The organism is Nakamurella panacisegetis, from assembly GCF_900104535.1.
Taxonomy (GTDB): Bacteria; Actinomycetota; Actinomycetes; order Mycobacteriales; family Nakamurellaceae; genus Nakamurella; species Nakamurella panacisegetis.
Map to the genome: position 1 here is coordinate 148,039 of NZ_LT629710.1, position 20,096 is coordinate 168,134.

The window sequence follows — 20,096 nt, forward strand, 5'->3', positions numbered from 1 at the left end:
GGAAATGGATGGCGGGTCCTGGTCGGGAGCCGCCGGAGGTGCTAGGCCCTCAGCTGAGAGCGAGCCAGGCGCTGTTGGAGTAGGACGGCGACGACGATGATGGCCCCCTTGGCCACCTGCTGGGTCGACGTGTCCAGATTGTTCAGGGTGAACACGTTGTTCAACGTCGTGAAGATCAGGACGCCCAGCACCGTACCCATGATGGTTCCGCGGCCGCCGGTCAGCAGAGTCCCGCCGATGACGACGGCAGCGATGGCATCTAGCTCGTAGCCGCTGCCGAGGTTGGACGAGCCGGAGTTGGTACGAGCGGAGATGATGATGGCGGCGATGCCGCAGCACAGTCCCATCAGGGCGTAGAGCGCGACGGTGTGGGTGCGCACCCCGAGTCCCGCCAACCGGGCTGCCTCCGGATTTCCCCCGACCGCGTAGGTTCGGCGCCCGAACGTGGTGCGGTTCAGGACGATCCAGCCGATCACGGCGACGACCAGGAACACCAGCACCTGCACGGGAACGCCCAGCACGGACGAGTTGAAGAAGTCCTTGAACGCCGGGTCCTTGATGACCTGCGTCTTCTTCGCGGAGATCACCTCGGCCAATCCTTTGGCGGCCGCCATCGTCGCCAAGGTCATGATGAACGGAACGATGGGACCGAACGCGACGAACACCCCGTTGACCACGCCGCAGACGGTGCCCACCAACATCGACGTCACGGCGATGAGCCACCATGAGGACCCCGACATGCTCTGCGTGGCTTGGGTAGTCGACCACACGGACGCCAGCGCGACGAGCGATCCGACGGACAGGTCGATGCCGCCGCCGATGATCACGAAGGTCATCCCGACGGACAGGACGCCGATGACCACCGAGAGCGTCAACACGGTGCGGATGTTCGATTCGGTGCCGAAGCGGTCGCCGGCCGTGACCAGCCCGATGACACACAGCACCACCAGCGCCGCGACCAGGCCCAGATGCCGGGCGACCGGGGACGCCATGACCGACCGACGTCGCCTCGTGCCTTTCACCGGCGGCGGCGAACCGATGCCGTTCGCCTCCTGCCTATCAGTGGTGACGCTCATGCTGCGTGTCCCTTCATGACCAGGTCCAAGACGGTGTGTTCGTCGATCTCCGCGGCTGGGCCGGAGTGCACGATCCGTCCGTCGGCCATGACCAGCACGCGATCGGCGAGCCCCAACACTTCTTCGACCTCGCTGGAGACCACGACCACGGCGACGCCGGAGTCGGCCAGACGGCGAATGACCGCGTAGATGTCCGCGCGTGCCCCGACGTCGACACCTCGCGTGGGCTCGTCCAGCAACAACACCCGGCAGCCCCGCTCCAGCCAGCGCGCCAGGACCGCCTTTTGTTGATTGCCTCCGGACAGCATCCGAATCGGTTTGTCCGGATCCGCTGGTCGGATGTCCAAGGCCCGGATCTGCTCGACCGCAGCCCGACGTTCCGCTCGGCGACGGAGAAAACTGATGTTCGCGAAGCGCCGCATGGAGGCGACCGTGATATTCACCGAGACCGGTTCGCCCAGCAGAAGTCCTTGTGCCTTGCGCTCTTCAGGGCACAGACCCATCCCCGCGGCAACGGCTGCCGGAACTGATCCGCGTGGTACCGGACGATCGTCGACGGTGATCGTCCCGGTCTCGGACCTCCTCGCGCCGTAGACGGTCTCGATCACCTCGCTCCGTCCCGCACCGACCAGGCCGGCGATTCCCACGATCTCACCGGCGAGCACATTGAACGAGATGCCGTGGAATTCGCCGGTACGGCTCAGATCGTCGACATCCAGCACGACCGGAGCATCCTTCCGAACACCGGGCCGACCGGGGAAGACGTACTCGATCGATCGACCGGTCATCAGGCGGATCACCTCCTGCGTCGACGTTTCCCGGGCGGCCAGATTCACCGCGACCGCCCGACCGTCCTTCAGGACCGTCATGCGGTCGCCGATGCGCTGGATCTCCTCGAGGCGATGAGAGATGTACACCACCGCAACGCCTTCACGCCGGAGATCACCCACCAGCCGGAACAGGCTCTCGACCTCCTCCGGATCCAGCACGGCCGACGGCTCGTCCATGATCATCATTCGCACGTCGTGCGAAAGGGCACGAGCCATGGACACGACCTGTTTCTGAGCCATCGACAGGGTGCGGACCTCGGCGTGCGGATCGACCTCGGGATGTCCGAGTCGTACCAGCATCTGACGGGCGTCGGCCGCGGCGGCGGCCCGCCGGGTAAAGCCTGCTATGGAGTGCTCGTGACCCAGGAAGATGTTCTCGGCCACGGAAAGACCGTCGACCAGATCCAATTCCTGGTACATCGTGGCAACGCCGAGCTTGACCGCCGCGGCCGGGCTGTTGAAGCTGACCCGCTCTCCGCGCCAGATCATCGTCCCTTCGTCCGGCCGGTGCACCCCGGCCATCACCTTGATCAAGGTCGATTTGCCGGCCCCGTTCTGGCCAAGAAGGCAATGCACCTCGCCCGGCAGCACCTCTAGGTCGACGCCGTCGAGCGCCCTGACCCCGGCGAAGGACTTGACGATGCCCGTCATGATCAACAGCGGTTCATCGGCCTGATCCGGAACCGACCGATCGTCATCGGACGACAGGTCCTTCGATCTCGGCCGCGTCGGCAGGGGGGGTTCATCGCCGGGTGGCGTCATTGCAACCTCGTCTCGTCCACTTGTTAAACAATCATTAATGGTCGTCGGTCGCCCGTCAATGCCTTCCCTCGAAACCTTTCGCATTCATCCATTCGGGGCAATGGAGTCGCATTCTCCTTCGCACCGATGTCCGCTGCACACCTCCGGGTTCGACCGGACGTCACCAACGGAGCATCTTCGATTCGGACCGAGCTCGACTTCAGGACCGATGCCGCCCGCAACCATTGATCAGGCCATGCAGAGCGCACTGTATTGGCTGGTCAAGCTGATTGCCACGAATCTCGACGGGTGATCTGCGTGCGGCTCGAGGCCACGCGCCCCACCGATGGATGGGACCCCACGATCGTCAGAACCCGGTCCGTTCCGGTCGGGCGAGCCCGGAGCCTGCGCCCGCGGGCTCGTTCATCCCGCGGCGGGAGTCGGCCGGCCGGCCAGACATTGCGCAAGTCGGGCCGGACCGCCGACGATGGCTACTGTCCGAGATCGGGTGGGGTGGCGCTGGCGCGCGGCATCAGAACCGTGGCCAACTCCAGCCGCTGGGTCTCCAGTTCCTCTCCGTTGAGCAGACGCAGGAGCATCGTCGCCGCGGTTCGTCCCATTTCACGCACCGGCTGCCGCACCGTCGTCAAGGCCGGACTCAGCCATCGCGCCTCCGGCAGGTCGTCGAATCCGACCACCGACAGTTGACCCGGAATGGACAGACCCACCGACGCGGCCGCTTCGTAGACGCCAAGAGCCATTCGGTCGGAGCAGGCGAAGATTGCCGTCGGCGGCTGGGCTTGGGCGAGTAGATCCGTCGCGGCGTCGAAGGCGCCGGCCCGGGTCCAGTCGGCTTCCCGCACGAGATCCGGATTCCAGGCGATGCCGGCCGCGCTCAGGGCGGATCGGTAACCGTCGAGTCGCGCCTTGCTGTAGAGATGAATCGGAAGACCGCCGATGATGCCGATTCGCCTGTGTCCCAGGGAGACCAGATATTCGGTGGCCGAGTATCCACCGGACCAGTTGGTCGCGCCGACGGTCGCCAGGTCGGTCACCGGCTCGGCGCCGGGATCCAGCATGACGAGCTCCACGTTGGCCGCGGCGAGGAGGCGTCGCTGTGCTCGTGTCGGGGTGACCAGAGCGAGCACCGCGCCACGACAGCCACGTGCGACCAACCGATCGGCCCAACTGGCCTCGCCTGGCCCGGTCTCCCGCGCCAGGGTGACCACGACGTCCCGGCCGGCGCGCGAGACCACTTCCTCGACCCCGGCGAGCATCGAGGTGGCCCACGACCCCTCGATACCCGGAGCGACCAAGTCCACCAGCCCGCCGGCAGCGTCCTGAGGATGATCGGATCTTCCGTCGACATCGTCGTCGAGTTCGTACCCTCCCTGTCGGAGCATCTGAGTGACCCGCAGCCGGGTCGAGTCCGAGACGTCGCTGCGGCCGTTGAGCACCTTGGAAACCGTGGGCAGCGCGACTCCGGCCGCTTCGGCAATGGCCGACAGCGTCGGCGCACCTGGTGGGCGACGGCGGATCTTCGAGCTCATGGGCCCGATCATCCGATCTCGTGCGCCTTTGCGCAAACCTCCGGGCTCTACGGCCCCGGAGAGGGTGCTGACATGGCCGGACGTCATACGCACAGCCGGCCCCGGTTTGCGCAAAGGCAGCCGGATGGCCGACACCCGAATGGAGACCGCGGCATGGCGCATGTGAAAATGGCGCCATGACTCGACGTCGAGCCCTGATCGTCCGCGGTGGCTGGCCCGGCCATCGGCCTACCGAGATGACGGACCTCATCATTCCGTTCCTCGAACGTTCGGAGTTCGAGGTGACCGTCAGCGAGTCGCTGCAGGTCTACGCAGACCCCGAGGCCATGACGGGACTCGACCTTATCGTCCAGTGCTGGACGTTGGACGAGATCGACCGTCCGGCGCTCACCGGATTGATCCGCGCCGTGTCGGCCGGCACCGGTTTCGCCGGATGGCACGGCGGCATCGCCGATTCATTTCGCAATTCCACCCATTACCTGCAGATGGTCGGTGGTCAGTTCGTCGCCCATCCCGGCAACTTCGTCGACCACGAGGTGGTGATCACCCAACCCGACCATCCGATCGTCGAGGGCCTCTCGACCATCAGACTGAACTCCGAGCAGTACTGGGTGCTGACCGACGAGTACAACGACGTCCTCGCCACGACGACACTGCCAGTCGGAGAAAACACGCGCTGGCGACGCCCGGTCACCTGCCCCGCGATCTGGACCCGCCAGTGGGGGGCCGGGCGGGTGTTCGTCACCACCATCGGTCACCACGAACCGGACTTCGAGATGCCAGACGTCCGCACCGTGGTGGAGCGCGGGATGGTGTGGGCCAGCCGCTGAGCATCGGCCGGCTCCGGGCGGGCGAACCCGGTGCCACTCCGGGCCCGCAGTGACCGTCCTGCCCTCAGGTCACCGACCGCGTGCCGATCTCATTCTCAAACCCGTCCTGACGCCGCCGGGCCGTAGGGTGAGGCGAGGCTCCCGCCGACCGAGCACACGGTCACGGCGAGCATTTGTGGACCTTCAGCCGGCGCCCGCGGTTCTATTGGCACCGTCCCCGATCACCCATCGGACCCGAGGCAGGAAAGCATGCTGATCGCCCTGACTGTGGCCATGACGATCGGCGGGATCGGCGTCGGCCTCGGCCTGAACGCCGTGGCCACGCGGCTGTCCGGGACGCCGGTCACGACCGATGAGCGGTCGGGACTCCCGCAGCCCGGCCGACGGCTGTGGCTGGCTCTGACCGTGGGCGCACTGTTCGGCGCGGTGACGGCACGCATCGGGCTTTCCTGGGCTCTGCCGGCCTACCTCTACTTCTGCTATATGGCAGTGCTGCTCGCGGTGATCGACTTGCGGTATCAACGCCTGCCGAACGCAATTGTCGGCTGGTCCGCGATCGCGAGCCTGGTACTGCTCAGCGGCGGGGCCTTGGGTGACGGCACGCTGCCGCCGCTCCGGCGCGCTTTCGTCGGCGGTGCGGCGCTGTTTCTGCTTTTCTTGATCATGGCCCTGGTATCTCCGGCCGGCATCGGCATGGGTGACGTGAAGCTGGCCGGGGTGATCGGAGCTCTCCTCGCCTACCGAGGCGTGCGGACACTTGTATACGGCGCCTTCGGTTCGTTCGTCCTCGGGGCGGTCATCGCCTTGGTGCTGTTGGCCATCCACCGGGCCGACCGCCGCACACTGGTGCCGTTCGGGCCGTCGATGCTGGGCGCGGCGATCGTTGCTGTGTTACTCGATTCCGACTGATCAGGCCACGGCTCCACTCCCTCGGGCGGCCCACGATCACAATCTGGCAGCGAGCAGCCACTGTGCGTAGTGGTGCCGGAATTTCGTCCATCCTCTCAGGGACTAGGCCAGACGAGGCAGGGCGCTTAAAGTTCTCGGTATCGCCCGATCCCGGCGTCTGTCGATTTGAATTCGACACTCATCCCTCGCAAGGAGTTTGGTATGAACGCGCTCTTCGTCACCCTTTACGTGTTCGGTGCCGACCTGAAGGATCGCTTCAGCAAGGAGGATCGTGGCGCCACGGCAGTGGAATACGGACTGCTCGTCGGCCTGATCGCGGTGGTCATCATCGTCGCCGTCACCGCGCTGGGCGGCAAGCTGACCACCCTGTTCACTAGCATCACCAGCTCGATCTAACGAGAGTCCAGGCCAGGATCAAACGGGGTTGTCGAACGCGGTGACGTCTTCACCGCGTTCGTCTCACCCCCGGTTTCCGCATCTGGCAATGAGGTGGAGAGAATGCGACGCATCGGATCCGACAGAGGCGCGACGGCAGTGGAATTCGCCCTCGTGATGGTTCCGCTGTTCCTGATTCTCTTCGGCATCGTGGATTTCGGGTCGGCCTACAGCAAAGATCTCTCGCTGACCGCCGCCGCCCGCGAGGGGGTTCGCGTCATGGCGGTGAAGAACGATCCGGTGGCCGCCCGCACAGCCGTTCGCAGTGCGACACAACAGCTTTCTCCGTCACTGACCGACGCCCAGATTGCCATCTCGCCTGCCGCCTGTGCCGCCGGGACAACGGTGACCGTGACCGTGACCTACCCGATGACCTCGGTCAGCGGAATGTTCAGTTCGATCATGAAGGGGCACAACCTGATTGCGGTTGGTGTCATGCGATGCGGCGGTTGAACGACGACCACGGCGCGGTGGCGGTGATGACCGCACTACTGATGGTGCCGGTGCTCATGTTCGCGGCTCTCGTCATGGACACCGGGTCGGCCTACCTCCAGCGGCGCCAGTTGCAGAACGCCGCCGATGCCGCCGCCCTGGCCATCGCTCAAGCGTGCGGGGCGGGTAGCTGTGGGAACATCGCTTCCACCGCAAGTACTCTGGCCACGGCGAACGTCAGCACTGGGGCGGCCACCGCCACTGCGGTCGTCAACGGGAATACGGTCACCGTCACGGCGTCGGCGGTCACACCGTTCGTCTTCGCTCCGGTCGTGGGAATCGCCAACACCGCCGTGAGCGCCACCAGCGCGGCATCCTGGGGTTCGGCGACCGGCGGCCGGACCGTGCTGCCCATCGCGTTCTCCTGGTGCTCGTTCCTGGCCCAGACCGGCGGCGGCTTGCCCACCACCACCAGCACCCCGCTGAAATTCTCGAAACTGGACGGGTCAACGACCTGTACCGGACCGTCCGGAAATGTCGTTCCGGGCGGATTCGGCTGGCTCAAGGTGGACAACGGGAGCAACTGCACGGTGACCTCGTCCGTGTCCAACGTGCTGTGGTCGGACCCTGGATCCTCGTCACCCTGCAGCGACTCATTCTTCACCGTGCTGAAGGGCCAGACCGTTCTGCTGCCCATCTTCGACCACTACGGGGGCACCGGTAGCGGCGCGTGGTACCAGGTGTACAGCTACGCGGCCTTCACGCTCACCGACTTCTCGTTCCAGGGCAACACCAATTGGATCAAGGGCTACTTCACCAAGTTCGTCGCGCCGTCCGACGCCTTCACCTATGGTTCCGGCGCGCCCGACCTCGGCGCGCGGGTCGTCCGGTTGACCGCATGAGAGAGGCGTCATGATCAAGAGCCGGATGATCGCCGCGGTGGCAGCGGTTCTGTTGGCCGTCGTCGGAACGGTCGTCCTGCTGAGCTACGCGCACAAGAACGCGGCGGCGGCGCCGGCCGCACCGGCCATGACGAGCGTCTGGGTCGCCACCAGTCCGATACCCGCCGGCACTCCGGCCACCGCGTTTGCCAAACTGGCTGCCCTCAAAGCGATCCCAGCGGCCGCCGTGCTACCGAACACGGTCACCGACCTGACGCAGCTCGCCCAGCAGGTGGCGCTCGTACCGCTCGTTCCCGGAGAACAATTGCTGATCAGCAAGTTCGGGCCACCGCTGGTCGTGATGTCGTCGTCGACGGCGGTCAAGATCCCGCCCGCGTTCCAGCAGATCACCATCCTGCTGCGACCCGAGCAGGTGCTCGGCGGCCATCTCGCGGCCGGCGACACCGTCGGGGTGTTCATCTCGTTGGGCGAAAAGAACATCCCTGCGGCTCGCACCCATCTGACCGCGCAGAAGGTCCTGGTCACCCGGGTCGAGGCGCAGACCGCACCACCTGCGGCGGCCAGCGCCACCGCCGGTCCGACCACTTCCTCCACCGCCACCCCGGCCGTTGCGACCGCACCATCAGTCGTCGCGTCCGGGCCGGCGACGTCGGCCGCCACCCCATCCGGCCCCGACCCGACCGCCAATGTGCTGGTCACCCTGGCGACAACGGCCCACATCGCGGAGAAGATCGTCTTCGGTGCCGAACACGGATCGATCTGGCTGTCCTACGAGCCGCTGACCGCTGACGAGAGCGGAACCGAGATCGTCGACGGAACGAAGGTCTACACCAAATGAAGCGCACCGTGGTCATGACGACGTCGGCGGAATTCGAGCGGCGGGTGCGGTTGGCCATCGGTGCCGATTCGGTGGAGTCGATGGACCCGGGCGGCGCGGCCGGCCAACCCGATGGTCACCGCCGGGCCGGTGATCCGGTCGTCATCGATGCCGCGCGGCTGATGGTGAGCCTGGGCGTCGGCGAGCCGCCGGACGTCGTCGTCATCGGTCCCGACATCCCGATGGCGGCCGCGTTGAACATCGCCGCGCACATCGACCAACGTCACCTCCCGACCAGCGTGGTGCTGGCGAACGGCGTCGGCCCCGACGAGTGGTTGCTGGCCATGCAGGCCGGTATCCGCGACGTGATCGCTGCCGACGCCGAGGTTTCCGATCTGCGCCTGGTCCTGGATCGCGCCGCGTCGGCGGCCGCGGCGCAGCGGCATGCCGCGCTGACCACCGGCCCCGGCGGATCTCGCGGACGCGTCATCCCCGTCGTCTCGCCGAAGGGTGGCTGTGGCAAGACCACGGTGGCCAGCAATCTCGCGGTCGGCCTGGCCGCCCTGGCCCCGCACCAGACGGTGATCGTCGACCTGGATCTGCAGTTCGGTGACATCGCAACGGCTCTGCAGCTGGCGCCGGAGCAGGGTATCGCGCAGGCCGTGGCCGCGAAGGACCTGGACGCCATGGCGCTCAAGACCTTTCTGACCCCGCATTCGACCGGGCTGTACTCGCTGTGTGCCCCGCAGACGCCGGCCGAGTGCGACGTGATCACCGGCGAGGACGTCGGGCGCCTCATCGACCTGCTGGCGCAGGAGTTCCGGTACGTGGTGATCGACACCGCCCCCGGCTTGACCGAGCACACCCTCGCGGTGCTCGATCGCGCCAGCGACGCGGTCCTGGTCTGCGGGATGGACGTGCCGAGCATCCGCGGCCTGCACAAGGAACTGAGCATCCTGCACGAACTCTCCTTGGACGGGATGACCCAGCATGTGCTCTGCAACTTCGCCGACCGCCACAGTGGTCTGACCGTCAAGGACGTGGAAGCCGTGATCGGCCGGGGCGTGGATCTGGTGATCCCTCGCTCGAAAGCCGTTCCGCTCTCGACCAATCGCGGCGTGCCGCTGTTGCAGAGCCGCACCCGGGATGCAGTGACGAAGAACCTCCAACAACTGGTCGCACTCTTCCAACCACAACTGAAGAAGGCCGCCGGCCGGGCTCCGCGACACCGGGCGATGGCGCGATGAACCTGTCGGATCGTTTGCAGGCGGTGCGCGTTGGGCCAACGGCCCCGCCCAGTCGCACCGCGCGGACAACCGGGACGGCGACCACACCGGCCGTCCGGCGCCCTACTCCCGAGGCGGCCGTGGCACCGCCCGTCGACGCTCTCGGCAAGCTCAAGGAACGCGCGAGCAAGGCCCTGTTCGAGAGAATGGGCGCCCGGCTCAACGACGTCACGCTCGCCGAGGACCAACTCCATGCGCTGGTGCGGGAGGAACTGGGCCACGTCGTGGAGAAGGAGTCGGTTCCGCTCACCCCGGACGAGCGGCAGAGGTTGCTGCGGGAGGTCAGTGACGACGTTCTCGGATACGGGCCACTGCAGCGACTGCTGGACGATCCGTCGGTCACCGAGGTGATGGTGAACGGCCCGGAGATGATCTTCGTGGAGCGCAACGGCAAGCTGTTCCGCACCACGGCGCGGTTCGGCTCGGAAGAGCATCTGCGACGGGTGATCGAGCGGATCGTGTCGCGGGTGGGCCGCCGGATCGACGAGTCATCCCCGATGGTGGACGCCCGGCTGGCCGACGGATCGCGGGTCAACGCGGTCATTCCGCCACTGGCCTTCAGCGGATCCTCGCTGACCATTCGGAAGTTCGCCAAGGATCCCTACCAGGTCGAGGATCTCGTGGCCTTCGGCACGCTGTCGCCGGAAATGGCGGAGTTGCTGCAGGCCTGTGTCGCCGCCCGGTTGAACATCATCGTCTCCGGTGGCACCGGCACCGGTAAGACCACTCTGCTCAACGTGTTGTCGTCGTTCATCCCCGAGGGCGAGCGCATCGTCACCATCGAGGACGCGGTCGAACTACAGCTGCAGCAGGAGCACGTGGTGCGGCTGGAATCCCGCCCGCCGAACATCGAGGGCAAGGGTGCGGTCACCATCCGGGACCTGGTCCGCAACTCCCTGCGAATGCGCCCCGACCGGATCGTGGTCGGTGAGTGCCGTGGCGGCGAGAGCCTGGACATGTTGCAGGCCATGAACACCGGTCACGACGGCTCCCTGTCCACCGTGCACGCCAACACGCCGCGCGACGCCCTCTCCCGGCTGGAGACCCTGGTCCTGATGGCCGGGATGGACCTGCCGCTGCGGGCCATCCGCGAGCAGATCGCTTCGGCGGTCAACGTGTTCGTCCAGCTGAGCCGGCTGCGTGACGGTTCCCGTCGAGTCACCCACGTGACCGAGGTCCAGGGCATGGAGGGCGAAGTGGTGACGCTGCAGGACGCATTCGTGTTCGACTACTCGGCCGGAATGGACAGCTCCGGCCGCTTCATCGGTCGCGCTATCCCGACGGGTGTCCGCCCCCGGTTCACCGACCGCTTCCGCGACCTCGGCATCACGCTGTCGCCCAGCGTGTTCGGGGTGCCGTCCGGGCGGTCCCGGTGATCTCCTACGCCGGGCTCGTCCTGATGTACCTGAGCCTGGCCGCCGCCGTCGCCGCGGTCTGGTCCGGCGGGCCTCGGATCTCACCAGACCGCCGCACCCAGCCGGGGGCCGTCGATCGGCCCAGTCCGTTGGCCAAGCCGAGCGCACGTCTGATCGCGGCCGTCGATGGGGGCCTGAGGCGTTCGGGTTGGCAGGTCAAGGTCAAGGCCGCCTTGGACAGCGCCGGCAAGAACGTCCAGCCAGGCGACTTTGTGATGCTGCTGATGGTCGGGATGCTGGTAGCGGTCGTTGCCGGGCTCGTCCTCGGGTTGGGGGCCGGTTGTGTCCTGCTCGCGCTGGTCGTACCCGTCGTGGCCAAAGTGGGCTTGGGGTATCTGGCCGGCCGCCGCCGGGCCGCCTTCGCCGACCAGCTGGATGACTCCCTGCAGTTGCTCGCCGGCAGCCTCCGGGCCGGGCACAGCCTGCTCCGCGCGGTCGACGCGGTGTCCCGGGAAGCGGAAGAGCCCACGTCGATCGAATTCAGCCGAATTCTCAACGAGACACGCGTCGGCCGCGAATTGGGTGATTCGCTGGAGGACACCGCGGACCGTATGCGCAGCGACGACTTCAGTTGGGTGGCGCAGGCCATCGCGATCCACCGGGAGGTGGGCGGTGACCTGGCCGAGGTTCTGGATACCGTCGGCCACACCATCCGGGAGCGCAATCAGATCCGGCGACAGGTGAAGGCGCTGAGTGCTGAGGGGCGCCTGTCCGGGATCGTGCTGATCCTGTTGCCGATCGGTGTCTCGGGCTTTCTCATGATGACCAATCCGGGCTACCTGTCCAAGCTGACCGGATCGGTCCTGGGCTGGGGCTTGATCAGCGCCGCCGTGATTCTGGTGGTGGTGGGCGCCCTGTGGCTCCGCAAGGTCGTCTCCTTCCGGTTCTGATCTTCCGACGTCCACGACTCCCACTCATCCCTGGAGGAGGTTCACCATGGCCCCCATCGTGCTGGCCGCAGCGCTCACGTTCGCCCTCGGTGTCGGCATCGCCAGCTGGGTCGTCCTGACGCCGGCCGATCCGGCCCGGGAAGAGGTACTGGCCAATGCGATCGGTGGCCTGCGCCCGGCGGACGGAGCGGCGGGCTCGACCCCGAGGCGCAACCCGTCCGGTGGACTGGCCCGGCACCTCACCGGCGGCAAGGCGGTCGCCCGGCTGGAACGACTGTCCGCCCTCGCCGGCCGTCCCCCGGCCTGGACCCTCGGCCGGCTGATGGGCGCGAGGCTGATCCTTCCGGCGGTGGGCGCCGCCCTCAGCGCCCTGTTCGTGGAGGCCGGCCCCTCGACCGGACGCTACCTGCTCGCAGTGCTGGTGACGGTGGTGGCCCACTTCCTGCCGGACCTGCTGCTGTACAGCCGCGGCCAGGAGCGGCAGGCGGCGATGGGGCTGGAACTCGCCGACACCCTGGATCAGATGACCATTGCGGTCGAAGCCGGCCTTGGCTTCGAAGGCGCCATGCTGCGAGCGGCCAAGAACGGCCGCGGCCCCTTGGCCGAGGAACTCATTCGCACGCTCCAGGACATGCAGCTCGGGCAGTCCCGCCGGGAGGCCTACCTCGCGTTGGCCAACCGGACGAGCGTTCCGGACCTCCGGCGCTTCCTCCGGGCGGTGATCCAGGCGGACCTCTACGGCATCGCCATCGCCGGCGTGCTGCGGACCCAGGCGCACGAGATGCGAATGAAACGACGTCAGGCCGCCGAGGAGAAGGCGATGAAGATCCCGGTCAAGGTCATCTTTCCGCTGATGTTGTGCATTCTTCCGGCTCTGTTCATCGTGTTGCTCGGGCCGGTCGCGATCGAGATGGCCAAGAACTTCAAATAGGCCACCGCAACTGGTCAACGCGTCTCGAGTGGATCGGCCTCCCGAAATCGGTGCAGGAGCCCTTGCTGGGAGTTGACCCCCAGCTTGGCGAAGACCGAGGTCAGGTGGTTGCGAATGGTGCTCTTGCTCAGGAACAACTGACCGGCGATCGAGGGCACCCGGTCGCCGCGGAGCAGGAGATCCACGATCTGCAGCTCTCGCGTCGTCAGACGACTCACTCCCGGGACTGATCTTTCCGTGACCCGGGCGACACGGCCACGGGTGAGTTCGGCGACCTCTATCCCTCGGCCCAGTCGCCGCAGGATGGTGGGAAGGTCTTCCGTGATGGGTGCGCGAGGCAAGCCAGACCGGGCCGGCAACAACACGAATGCACAGGTGGGCGCGGGGTGCAACGGCAGGATCAGCGCCTCGCAGCCGATCGCTCGCCCCGTCGGCATGGCTGACCGATCCCCCACCTGTACCTGCAAGTAGACATTCACTCCCCGCTGGGTGGCCGACGCCTCGCCGATGGCCGACAGGCAGCGCGGCACGTCCTGCTCGGTAACGAGGCTGATCAGGGAGCGGCCCAACAGGGCCGAGAAGGGCCAGCCGAAAAGGGATTCGGCCTCACCGCTGATCCGATCGATCAGCAGGTCGGCGTCAACCGTCCCGACCACGGCGCGTGCATCAGGTCCACCGCGGGGCCGGGGGTCGGCGCGGTCCCCCTCGCCGGCGATCATCACCACCAGGACATACCGCGACGACGATCGGTGCACGAACCGGCGTACCCACATATGGACCTTCGGATCCGATTGCGGCCGACGGCTCAACTGGCGGCTGGCCTCGTAACCGGTGATGACCCCCCGGGAAAGCAGGTCTATTCCACCGGTCGGTGAATCGCTCATGAAATCCTCGAAGCTGCGCCCGATAATGCCCTGGCCCGACGGATCGAGCAGGGTCCTCGCTGCATCCGTGGAGGCCACTATTGTCGTCGATGGCACCTGCAGAACCACCGCGGCGTAGGCACTGGTGGCCAACGTGCCGTCGGAAATCCAGGAGTCGTCGTCGGCGAGGACGCCGGCTCCGGCCAGTGGATCGTCGGATTTGTCCGTCGTCAATTGGTCGGCCACCCTCTCGTGATCACCGTGCCCCGCCGTCACGTCGACCTATTGTGCTCAGCATAGGCCGATGATGACGCCAAAGTCGGGAGACTTCGCCCAGAGAGGCCCGGGCGGCCGACGATAGGCTTTGAGGGTGACGCCAACCTCTGCCTTCGATCGGCACCGGAGCCTGAACCACCCTGATGCCACGACACGGAGCACACGATCGCTGCCAATGGCGTGTAAGGGTACGGCTTCGCCACCCGCGGCGGGAGTGCTCGGCCACGTGAAGGCCTCGCACCCACCGGCATGACGAACCCTGACGAACAGCGGCAGTGGCGGTCGGCTCGGCACTATCTCGGTCTGCCGGACAGCCTCACCGGGCGCCTCCAGCCCATCCTGACGTTGGCCGCCCGCACGCTGGGTTTCCGCGCCGCGATGATCAACATCCTGGACGAGCACGATCAACATTCCATCGCGGTCCTCGACGGGGGTCACGCTGATGTGGTTCCACGCTCGGATTCGATCTGTGATCTCGTCGTGCGCAGTTCGGGGCCCATCGTGGTCTCCGACGCCCGAACTGACCAGAGATTCGCTCACCGTCCGGCGCTCGCGTCCGGTCGGTGGGTGTCCTACGCCGGGTTCCCGCTGTGGGGCAGGGAGTCCCAACCGGTGGGAGCCATCTGCGTCGTCGACGACGAGGTCCATGTCTTCCCCGACGATCAGCTGGCCCGGTTGGAGCAGTTCGGCCGGGTGGTGGAGGATCAGCTGGATCTCATCCGGCGGTTGCGGGAGCAGCGGATGGGCGTCACGGTGGCCACCGGTGAGTTGGCCAGCGCGCTGACTGCCGGGCAGATTGTTCCGTGGTACCAACCCATCATCGAACTGTCCAACCACCGGGTCGTCGGGTTCGAAGCTCTGGCCCGATGGGTTCATCCGGACGGCACGGTGTCCGAGCCGAACAGTTTCATCCCACTGGCCGAGGACAGCGATCTGATCATCGACATGGACCTGGCGGTCATGCGGCGGGCCCTCATCGACCTGAAGGTCTGGCAGCAGACTGATCCCACGCTGCGGATGAGCGTGAACATCTCGTCGCGGCATTTCGACAGCGAGGACTGGTTGGCATCGCTGCTGGCCGTCACGCTCTCGGCCGGGGTGTCTCCCGCATCGGTGGATCTGGAGTTGACCGAGACTGCTCGACTGTCGTCGCGGCATGGCGACGGGACGTTCGTCCGGCAGATGCAGGCGTGCGGTTTCCAGGTGTGGTTGGACGATTTCGGAACCGGTTGGTCCTCGCTCGAATACTTGCTGCGACTGCCGGCGGACGGACTGAAGATTGACCGCATGCTTTCCCTGGCGTTGGGAACGCCAATCGGAGATGCCCTGGTGCGGTCGGTGACCGATCTGACGCGCCGGCTGGGGATGCGTACCACCATCGAAGGTCTCGAGGCACCGGCCGCGGTCGGCCGCGCGCGTGAGCTGGGAGCACTCAACGCCCAGGGATTCTTCTTCTCGGCCGCCGTTCCGGCGGCCGAGATCCCTGCTCTGCGAAGCCGGTTGGCTCAGCAACGAGGGTTGGTCGATCCGATCCCGAATCCGCTGGAAACAGCCAATGACGACATGCACGCGCCCGCCACCGACCGAACCCATCCCGGAGCCACCGACCGTCCGGTCGTGGACGGGTTGACGACGGCCGTCCTCGATGCCCTCCCGGATGCAACGGCGGTCCTGAACCATGAAGGGGTCATTGTCGCGGTGAACCGCGCCTGGCGGACGTTCTCACTCGACAACGGCGGATCGGAGGAGACGAACGGGGTCGGCGTGAGCTACCTCGACGTCTGCCGGCGAGCAGGAGAGCAGGGCAGCGGGGATGCGCGGAAGGTGGCCACGGGCCTGCGCTCGGTGCTGGCCGGCGCGTTGCCGGAACCGGAACTGGAGTATCCATGCCCGTCCTCGACGGAGCGAAAGTGGTTCATGCTGCGGATCACCCGCCTCGGCGGCCCGCTCCAGGGGGTTGTCGTGTCGCACGTCGACATCACCCGACGGAAGATGGCCGAGGAGCAGTTGCAGCACGCTGCCTCCCACGATCCCCTGACGGGACTGGCGAACCGCGTCCTGTTCCACAAGCGACTGGCCAAGAGCTTGACGACCGGCAGGGCCCAGGAAACAGCGTGGGATGTCGGCTTGCTCCATATCGATCTGGACGGCTTCAGGGCCATCAACGACACCTTCGGGCACGACGTCGGCGATGAAGTCCTGCGCACCGTGGCCGATCGATTGCGCGCACTGGCCCGACCGGGCAGCACCGTGGCCCGCCTCGGTGGAGATGAGTTCGCCATCCTGTCACCGCGAGCGACCCGCGCCGATTTGACGGTGCTGAGCCGGCAAGTGGAGATGGCTCTGATGGGAGCCCATCACGTCGCCGGGCGAACCCTCTGCGCCGGCGGCAGCATCGGAGTGCACCTGGCCAGAGCGGGTGACGACGCCGCGGTCGTGCTCGAGCACGCCGACCGCACCATGAACCAGGCCAAACACCTGCGCCGAGTGGCCATCTGATCCATCCCCCGATGGCGGTGCGGCGAATCCGGAGACAATTGGGGCACGACACGGAATTGTCCGGCACCGCGAGAGCGGTCTGATCCTTCTGTTCATTCTTAAACCGCTCAGGTCACGTTCGCGCATCGCGGTGGACGAGCCTCAGAACGGTGCCCGCCCGATCCCATATTCGGAGCCTCTACGACGCGTGATCGAATCGGATTGGTGATCGCCTCGAAAGGGGGCAAAACGATGCCACGCCTGCACAATCGCGGCCCCGGAGAGATGCCAGGCACCCGGTGATGTGCTGCTGCACAATCCTTCTCGCCATGACCGACCACTGAAAGCCGCGCACAGTCTCCCGGTGACTCGCAGTCATGGCCATATCCGGAAAGAGATCGACGGGGCACCGGGGAGTGAAATTGTTTCGTCCCCGCAATACTTGCCGTATTGAGGTGTAGATTCCATTTGCCGGCGTATCGACCGGTCATTCTGATGGAAGAAGCAGCCATGATCAACAATCTCCGTAAGACGTCCCCCAAATTGTCCGGTCGACCCGGCCTGGGTGCGTATGGCTCGGTGACGCGCGGTGTGATCATCGCGGCGATGGCCGGCGGCCTTGCGCTCACGGCAGCCGTGCCCGCCTCCGCCGGTACCACCGGTGCGACGTTCACTCTCGCCGGCGGGTCGCTGACCGTCTCCCAAGCCGCCACGGCCACATTGGACCCCGGTGCGACCGGCACGACGTCGATCACCGGAGCGCTGGGTGCCGTCGACGTTACGGACGCCCGAGGCAGCATCGCCGGATGGACCATGACGGCCGCCTCCACCACCTTCACCGCCTCTGGCGGGTCCGTGAGCACGGACGTCACGTATGACTCGGGCCCGGCGACCGCGAGCACGGGAACAGTGACGCCCGCCAGCAACGGCCCGACAAGTATCACCACCGCGCAGACCGTGGCCACCGGGACGGCGGCCAGCGGCAACAACACCGCGTCCTTCTCTCCGACCCTGACCGTGACTCTGCCCGCCTCCGCCCTGGCCGGTACCTACGCGGGCACCGTCACCACTTCGGTCCTCTAGGCCCACGGCAAGCCGAAAAGGTAGATGTGAGAAGCTTTTTCGCCGCACTGGCGGTGATAGCCGGGACCCTGGTCCCGGCTGTCACCGCGCCTCCGGTATTCGCCGCGGCATCCGCACCCGCACAGACTCCGGCCCGAGCACCGAGTGCCGGGATCGGCATCCGGCTGATCGACGCTCCTACCGACGCCAAGGACGACCCCAGGGCCCACGTCTACATCGTCGATCACCTGAACCCCGCCGCCGTCATCCACCGGCGCATCGAGCTGTCGAACCGCACCTCCACGCCGGTGCAGGTCTCCCTGTACGCCGCCGCCGCCGACGTCACCGGCGGATCATTCGTCGGGGCCGCAGGGCACACACCCAATGAGCTGTCGAGCTGGACCTCGACACAACCGGGCCTCGTCGATCTCCCTGCCGGCGGCACGCAGATGGCGACGGTCACCGTGTCCGTCCCACGGGACGCCGCGCCCGGAGAGCGCTACGGCGCCGTCTGGGCTGAAATCCGTTCCCGACCAGGACATGGCGCTGGGGTGACCCAGATCAGCCGGGTCGGGATCCGCCTCTACATCGATGTCGGTCCCGGCGGTCCCCCGGCTGCTGCCTTCACCATCGACAGGCTCACGGCCGCACGAACGCCTGGTGGGCAACCGACGGTCAGTGCCGCCGTCCACAACACGGGCGGCCGGGCCATCGATCTTGCGGGCACGATCCAACTCGATCACGGCCCCGGCGGCCTCAGCGCCGGCCCATTCCCCATCAAACTCGGTACGACCGTCGGCATCGGCGATACCGAGTCCGCCGCCGCCGTGCTGGACGCTGCACTGCCGGCCGGGCCGTGGAACGCCAGGATCACGCTGCGAAGCGGCCTCACGGAGGTCAGCGTCGCGGGCACGATCACGTTTCCGGCTGCGGGCCGTGCCTCCTCGGTGGCGGTGGCGCCCATTCCGGCGGGCGACGGTCGTCACCGATGGATGTTGCCGACGTTTCTGATCCTGGGGGCCGTCGCACTCCTGACCGTCCTCCTGCTGTCGCTCCGGGTTCGTCGGCGAAGGCGTTCGGTCAAGGGCGCCTCGGGTCGCGTGTCGACCCACCAGGACCAAGGCCTGACCGACGACGGCGTCGCCGACTCCGGCGCCGGCGAGCACGACTCGCAACCGGTACTCCCACCCGCATGAACACGGACCGGCGAGCCCTTCGATCCACCGGGCCGAGGCCACCGTCGACACCGGAACCACCCGGACGCGACCCGGCCGGCTGGAGATAGACGCGGGAATGGCCCCTGATCTGGTCGTGAGACCTGATCGGGGGCCATTCTCAGTACATGCAGGAACGAGATCCTCGTCTTGTCCTGGCAACCACGCGTAACCGTCACGACCCAACCGCAGGCGGAACAGCTGCTACCGAAAGCGCCTTACGGCAATGGCTTTCGGGCCGAGGTGGCCGCTGGTGGCCACGGAGCCGAGCATCGGTAAGAGCAGACGGTCAGCCCAGGACCGCCGCACACGCGGGGAGCGCCTTCGCGGCTGCTCCGACGCCGGCGGGCAGCTGAACCGAATTCAGGGCGATGGTGTTGGGCCCGGCCGCCTGGTCCGCCGCGAGGGAGATCAGCTTGCTGGTGTCGCCGGATGCCGTCGACTTGCCGGCGGCGAGGAAGACCTCGCCCTTCTCCTTCAGCGACCCGATCTGCTTCGTCGCGTAGTCGGCTCCCCCGGTGAATCCCGGTGCCGGCAACGAGGTCAGGGTGCTGGCCAGGTCCATGAAGTCCTGGCCGCCCTCGGTGAGGAACGGCGAAGCAGCCTTGGCCTTGTCGGCGTCGGACATGGAACCGGCGGTCGCCGCCTTGATCTTCGGGGAGACCGTTGCCGATTTGGCCTGACCGGTGCAGAGCGCGGTGAACCACGTGGCACTGGCGGCATCCAGATCGGCACCCGCGGAAGCACTGTCCGCAGCCGAACTCTGGGGAGCGTCCGAGCTCACGGCCCCGTCCGAACTGGCGGCGTCCGTGCCGGCCGGAGCCGAACTCGGCACATCGGAAGCGGGCGCCGAGTCAGAGGACATGGCGGCCGAGGCGGGTGCGGAAACGGCCGCGCTGGAGGCCGGCGCCGAACTGGCGGCGGAGCTCGATGATGCGGCCGTGGAACTCGAGCCGCAGGCGGCGGTGGCCAGGAGCACGAGGGCGGCACATCCGGCCATGATTGAACGTCTTCTGAGCACGGTGATTTCACACTTTCGACTTGGGGGAGTGTCTTTGAGGATGCGGTCCGACCAACCTCTTGACGGATAGTAACGGCAGATGTGCACTAGCGTGACGGATCTGGTGCTCGACGTCCGAAGCCGGGCTATCTATAGCCT

Annotated in this window: 18 protein-coding genes; 13 read left to right on the forward strand and 5 right to left on the reverse strand. The window is 66.8% G+C overall.

The window, feature by feature from the left end:
- Positions 1 to 41: 41 nt before the first annotated feature.
- The 3 genes from BLS97_RS00670 to BLS97_RS00680 all read right to left on the reverse strand — a co-directional run bounded on the left by BLS97_RS00670 (position 42) and on the right by BLS97_RS00680 (position 4,197).
- The gene (locus BLS97_RS00670) at positions 42 to 1,076 is read right to left on the reverse strand and encodes an ABC transporter permease (protein WP_090474095.1); all 1,035 of its coding nucleotides are present in this window, start codon (positions 1,074 to 1,076) and stop codon (positions 42 to 44) included.
- Positions 1,073 to 2,557, reverse strand: a complete 1,485-nt coding sequence (locus BLS97_RS00675) for a sugar ABC transporter ATP-binding protein (protein ID WP_090480933.1) — start codon at positions 2,555 to 2,557, stop codon at positions 1,073 to 1,075. Before BLS97_RS00675 ends, BLS97_RS00670 begins: the two co-directional genes overlap by 4 nt.
- 581 nt (positions 2,558 to 3,138) lie before the next feature.
- A complete protein-coding gene (locus tag BLS97_RS00680; RefSeq protein WP_090474096.1) occupies positions 3,139 to 4,197 on the reverse strand; it encodes a LacI family DNA-binding transcriptional regulator in 1,059 nt (352 codons plus the stop codon).
- A 176-nt stretch (positions 4,198 to 4,373) separates the two neighbouring features.
- On the opposite strand from BLS97_RS00680, the gene BLS97_RS00685 reads away from it, so the two are divergent.
- The 10 genes from BLS97_RS00685 (at position 4,374) to BLS97_RS00730 (ending at position 13,044) form a co-directional block, all read left to right on the forward strand.
- Positions 4,374 to 5,027: a ThuA domain-containing protein gene (locus BLS97_RS00685; RefSeq protein ID WP_090474097.1), complete on the forward strand. Its 654-nt coding sequence runs from the start codon at positions 4,374 to 4,376 to the stop codon at positions 5,025 to 5,027.
- A 249-nt stretch (positions 5,028 to 5,276) separates the two neighbouring features.
- Complete coding sequence (locus BLS97_RS00690) at positions 5,277 to 5,936, forward strand: prepilin peptidase (protein WP_090474098.1); 660 nt, start codon at positions 5,277 to 5,279, stop codon at positions 5,934 to 5,936.
- Positions 5,937 to 6,137: 201 nt separating this feature from the next.
- Positions 6,138 to 6,332 carry a Flp family type IVb pilin gene (locus BLS97_RS00695; protein ID WP_090474099.1) on the forward strand — a complete coding sequence of 65 codons (195 nt, stop codon included), beginning with the start codon at positions 6,138 to 6,140 and terminating at the stop codon, positions 6,330 to 6,332.
- A gap of 102 nt (positions 6,333 to 6,434) precedes the next feature.
- Positions 6,435 to 6,824: a TadE/TadG family type IV pilus assembly protein gene (locus tag BLS97_RS00700; protein ID WP_090474100.1), complete on the forward strand. Its 390-nt coding sequence runs from the start codon at positions 6,435 to 6,437 to the stop codon at positions 6,822 to 6,824.
- Positions 6,812 to 7,705: a pilus assembly protein TadG-related protein gene (locus BLS97_RS00705; protein ID WP_090474101.1), complete on the forward strand. Its 894-nt coding sequence runs from the start codon at positions 6,812 to 6,814 to the stop codon at positions 7,703 to 7,705. The genes BLS97_RS00700 and BLS97_RS00705 overlap by 13 nt, the downstream gene beginning before the upstream one ends.
- A 10-nt stretch (positions 7,706 to 7,715) precedes the next feature.
- Positions 7,716 to 8,543: a CpaB family protein gene (locus tag BLS97_RS00710; RefSeq protein ID WP_090474102.1), complete on the forward strand. Its 828-nt coding sequence runs from the start codon at positions 7,716 to 7,718 to the stop codon at positions 8,541 to 8,543.
- The gene (locus BLS97_RS00715) at positions 8,540 to 9,769 is read left to right on the forward strand and encodes an AAA family ATPase (protein ID WP_090474103.1); all 1,230 of its coding nucleotides are present in this window, start codon (positions 8,540 to 8,542) and stop codon (positions 9,767 to 9,769) included. The genes BLS97_RS00710 and BLS97_RS00715 overlap by 4 nt, the downstream gene beginning before the upstream one ends.
- Positions 9,766 to 11,184, forward strand: a complete 1,419-nt coding sequence (locus BLS97_RS00720; protein ID WP_090474104.1) for a CpaF family protein — start codon at positions 9,766 to 9,768, stop codon at positions 11,182 to 11,184. Before BLS97_RS00715 ends, BLS97_RS00720 begins: the two co-directional genes overlap by 4 nt.
- Positions 11,181 to 12,113: a type II secretion system F family protein gene (locus BLS97_RS00725; RefSeq protein WP_197676338.1), complete on the forward strand. Its 933-nt coding sequence runs from the start codon at positions 11,181 to 11,183 to the stop codon at positions 12,111 to 12,113. Before BLS97_RS00720 ends, BLS97_RS00725 begins: the two co-directional genes overlap by 4 nt.
- Before the next feature lie 46 nt (positions 12,114 to 12,159).
- Positions 12,160 to 13,044, forward strand: a complete 885-nt coding sequence (locus BLS97_RS00730; protein ID WP_090474105.1) for a type II secretion system F family protein — start codon at positions 12,160 to 12,162, stop codon at positions 13,042 to 13,044.
- A gap of 14 nt (positions 13,045 to 13,058) precedes the next feature.
- Here BLS97_RS00730 and BLS97_RS00735 read toward each other — a convergent pair whose 3' ends face one another.
- Positions 13,059 to 14,183, reverse strand: coding sequence for a helix-turn-helix transcriptional regulator (locus BLS97_RS00735; protein WP_157695094.1), 1,125 nt, complete (start codon positions 14,181 to 14,183; stop codon positions 13,059 to 13,061).
- 249 nt (positions 14,184 to 14,432) lie between these two features.
- On the opposite strand from BLS97_RS00735, the gene BLS97_RS00740 reads away from it, so the two are divergent.
- From BLS97_RS00740 to BLS97_RS00750, 3 genes are all read left to right on the forward strand, one after another.
- Positions 14,433 to 16,682 carry an EAL domain-containing protein gene (locus tag BLS97_RS00740; protein ID WP_090474107.1) on the forward strand — a complete coding sequence of 750 codons (2,250 nt, stop codon included), beginning with the start codon at positions 14,433 to 14,435 and terminating at the stop codon, positions 16,680 to 16,682.
- A 489-nt stretch (positions 16,683 to 17,171) separates the two neighbouring features.
- The gene (locus BLS97_RS00745; RefSeq protein WP_197676339.1) at positions 17,172 to 17,744 is read left to right on the forward strand and encodes a hypothetical protein; all 573 of its coding nucleotides are present in this window, start codon (positions 17,172 to 17,174) and stop codon (positions 17,742 to 17,744) included.
- A 26-nt stretch (positions 17,745 to 17,770) separates the two neighbouring features.
- On the forward strand, positions 17,771 to 18,919 hold the full coding sequence (locus BLS97_RS00750) for a hypothetical protein (protein WP_197676340.1): 1,149 nt from the start codon (positions 17,771 to 17,773) through the stop codon (positions 18,917 to 18,919).
- Positions 18,920 to 19,226: 307 nt separating this feature from the next.
- On the opposite strand, the gene BLS97_RS00755 is transcribed toward BLS97_RS00750, so the two are convergent.
- The gene (locus BLS97_RS00755; RefSeq protein WP_172832187.1) at positions 19,227 to 19,937 is read right to left on the reverse strand and encodes a hypothetical protein; all 711 of its coding nucleotides are present in this window, start codon (positions 19,935 to 19,937) and stop codon (positions 19,227 to 19,229) included.
- Positions 19,938 to 20,096: the final 159 nt, after the last annotated feature.

Excerpts from the sequence above, each read along its gene's own strand:
- BLS97_RS00755 (WP_172832187.1), bottom strand. The coding sequence starts at position 19,937 with ATGGCCGGATGTGCCGCCCTCGTGCTCCTGGCCACCGCCGCCTGCGGC.
- BLS97_RS00695 (WP_090474099.1), top strand. The coding sequence starts at position 6,138 with ATGAACGCGCTCTTCGTCACCCTTTACGTGTTCGGTGCCGACCTGAAG.
- BLS97_RS00710 (WP_090474102.1), top strand. The coding sequence starts at position 7,716 with ATGATCAAGAGCCGGATGATCGCCGCGGTGGCAGCGGTTCTGTTGGCC.
- BLS97_RS00680 (WP_090474096.1), bottom strand. The coding sequence starts at position 4,197 with ATGAGCTCGAAGATCCGCCGTCGCCCACCAGGTGCGCCGACGCTGTCG.
- BLS97_RS00685 (WP_090474097.1), top strand. The coding sequence starts at position 4,374 with ATGACTCGACGTCGAGCCCTGATCGTCCGCGGTGGCTGGCCCGGCCAT.
- BLS97_RS00715 (WP_090474103.1), top strand. The coding sequence starts at position 8,540 with ATGAAGCGCACCGTGGTCATGACGACGTCGGCGGAATTCGAGCGGCGG.
- BLS97_RS00700 (WP_090474100.1), top strand. The coding sequence starts at position 6,435 with ATGCGACGCATCGGATCCGACAGAGGCGCGACGGCAGTGGAATTCGCC.
- BLS97_RS00675 (WP_090480933.1), bottom strand. The coding sequence starts at position 2,557 with ATGACGGGCATCGTCAAGTCCTTCGCCGGGGTCAGGGCGCTCGACGGC.
- BLS97_RS00705 (WP_090474101.1), top strand. The coding sequence starts at position 6,812 with ATGCGGCGGTTGAACGACGACCACGGCGCGGTGGCGGTGATGACCGCA.
- BLS97_RS00730 (WP_090474105.1), top strand. The coding sequence starts at position 12,160 with ATGGCCCCCATCGTGCTGGCCGCAGCGCTCACGTTCGCCCTCGGTGTC.
- BLS97_RS00670 (WP_090474095.1), bottom strand. The coding sequence starts at position 1,076 with ATGAGCGTCACCACTGATAGGCAGGAGGCGAACGGCATCGGTTCGCCG.
- BLS97_RS00740 (WP_090474107.1), top strand. The coding sequence starts at position 14,433 with ATGACGAACCCTGACGAACAGCGGCAGTGGCGGTCGGCTCGGCACTAT.
- BLS97_RS00690 (WP_090474098.1), top strand. The coding sequence starts at position 5,277 with ATGCTGATCGCCCTGACTGTGGCCATGACGATCGGCGGGATCGGCGTC.
- BLS97_RS00720 (WP_090474104.1), top strand. The coding sequence starts at position 9,766 with ATGAACCTGTCGGATCGTTTGCAGGCGGTGCGCGTTGGGCCAACGGCC.
- BLS97_RS00745 (WP_197676339.1), top strand. The coding sequence starts at position 17,172 with ATGATCAACAATCTCCGTAAGACGTCCCCCAAATTGTCCGGTCGACCC.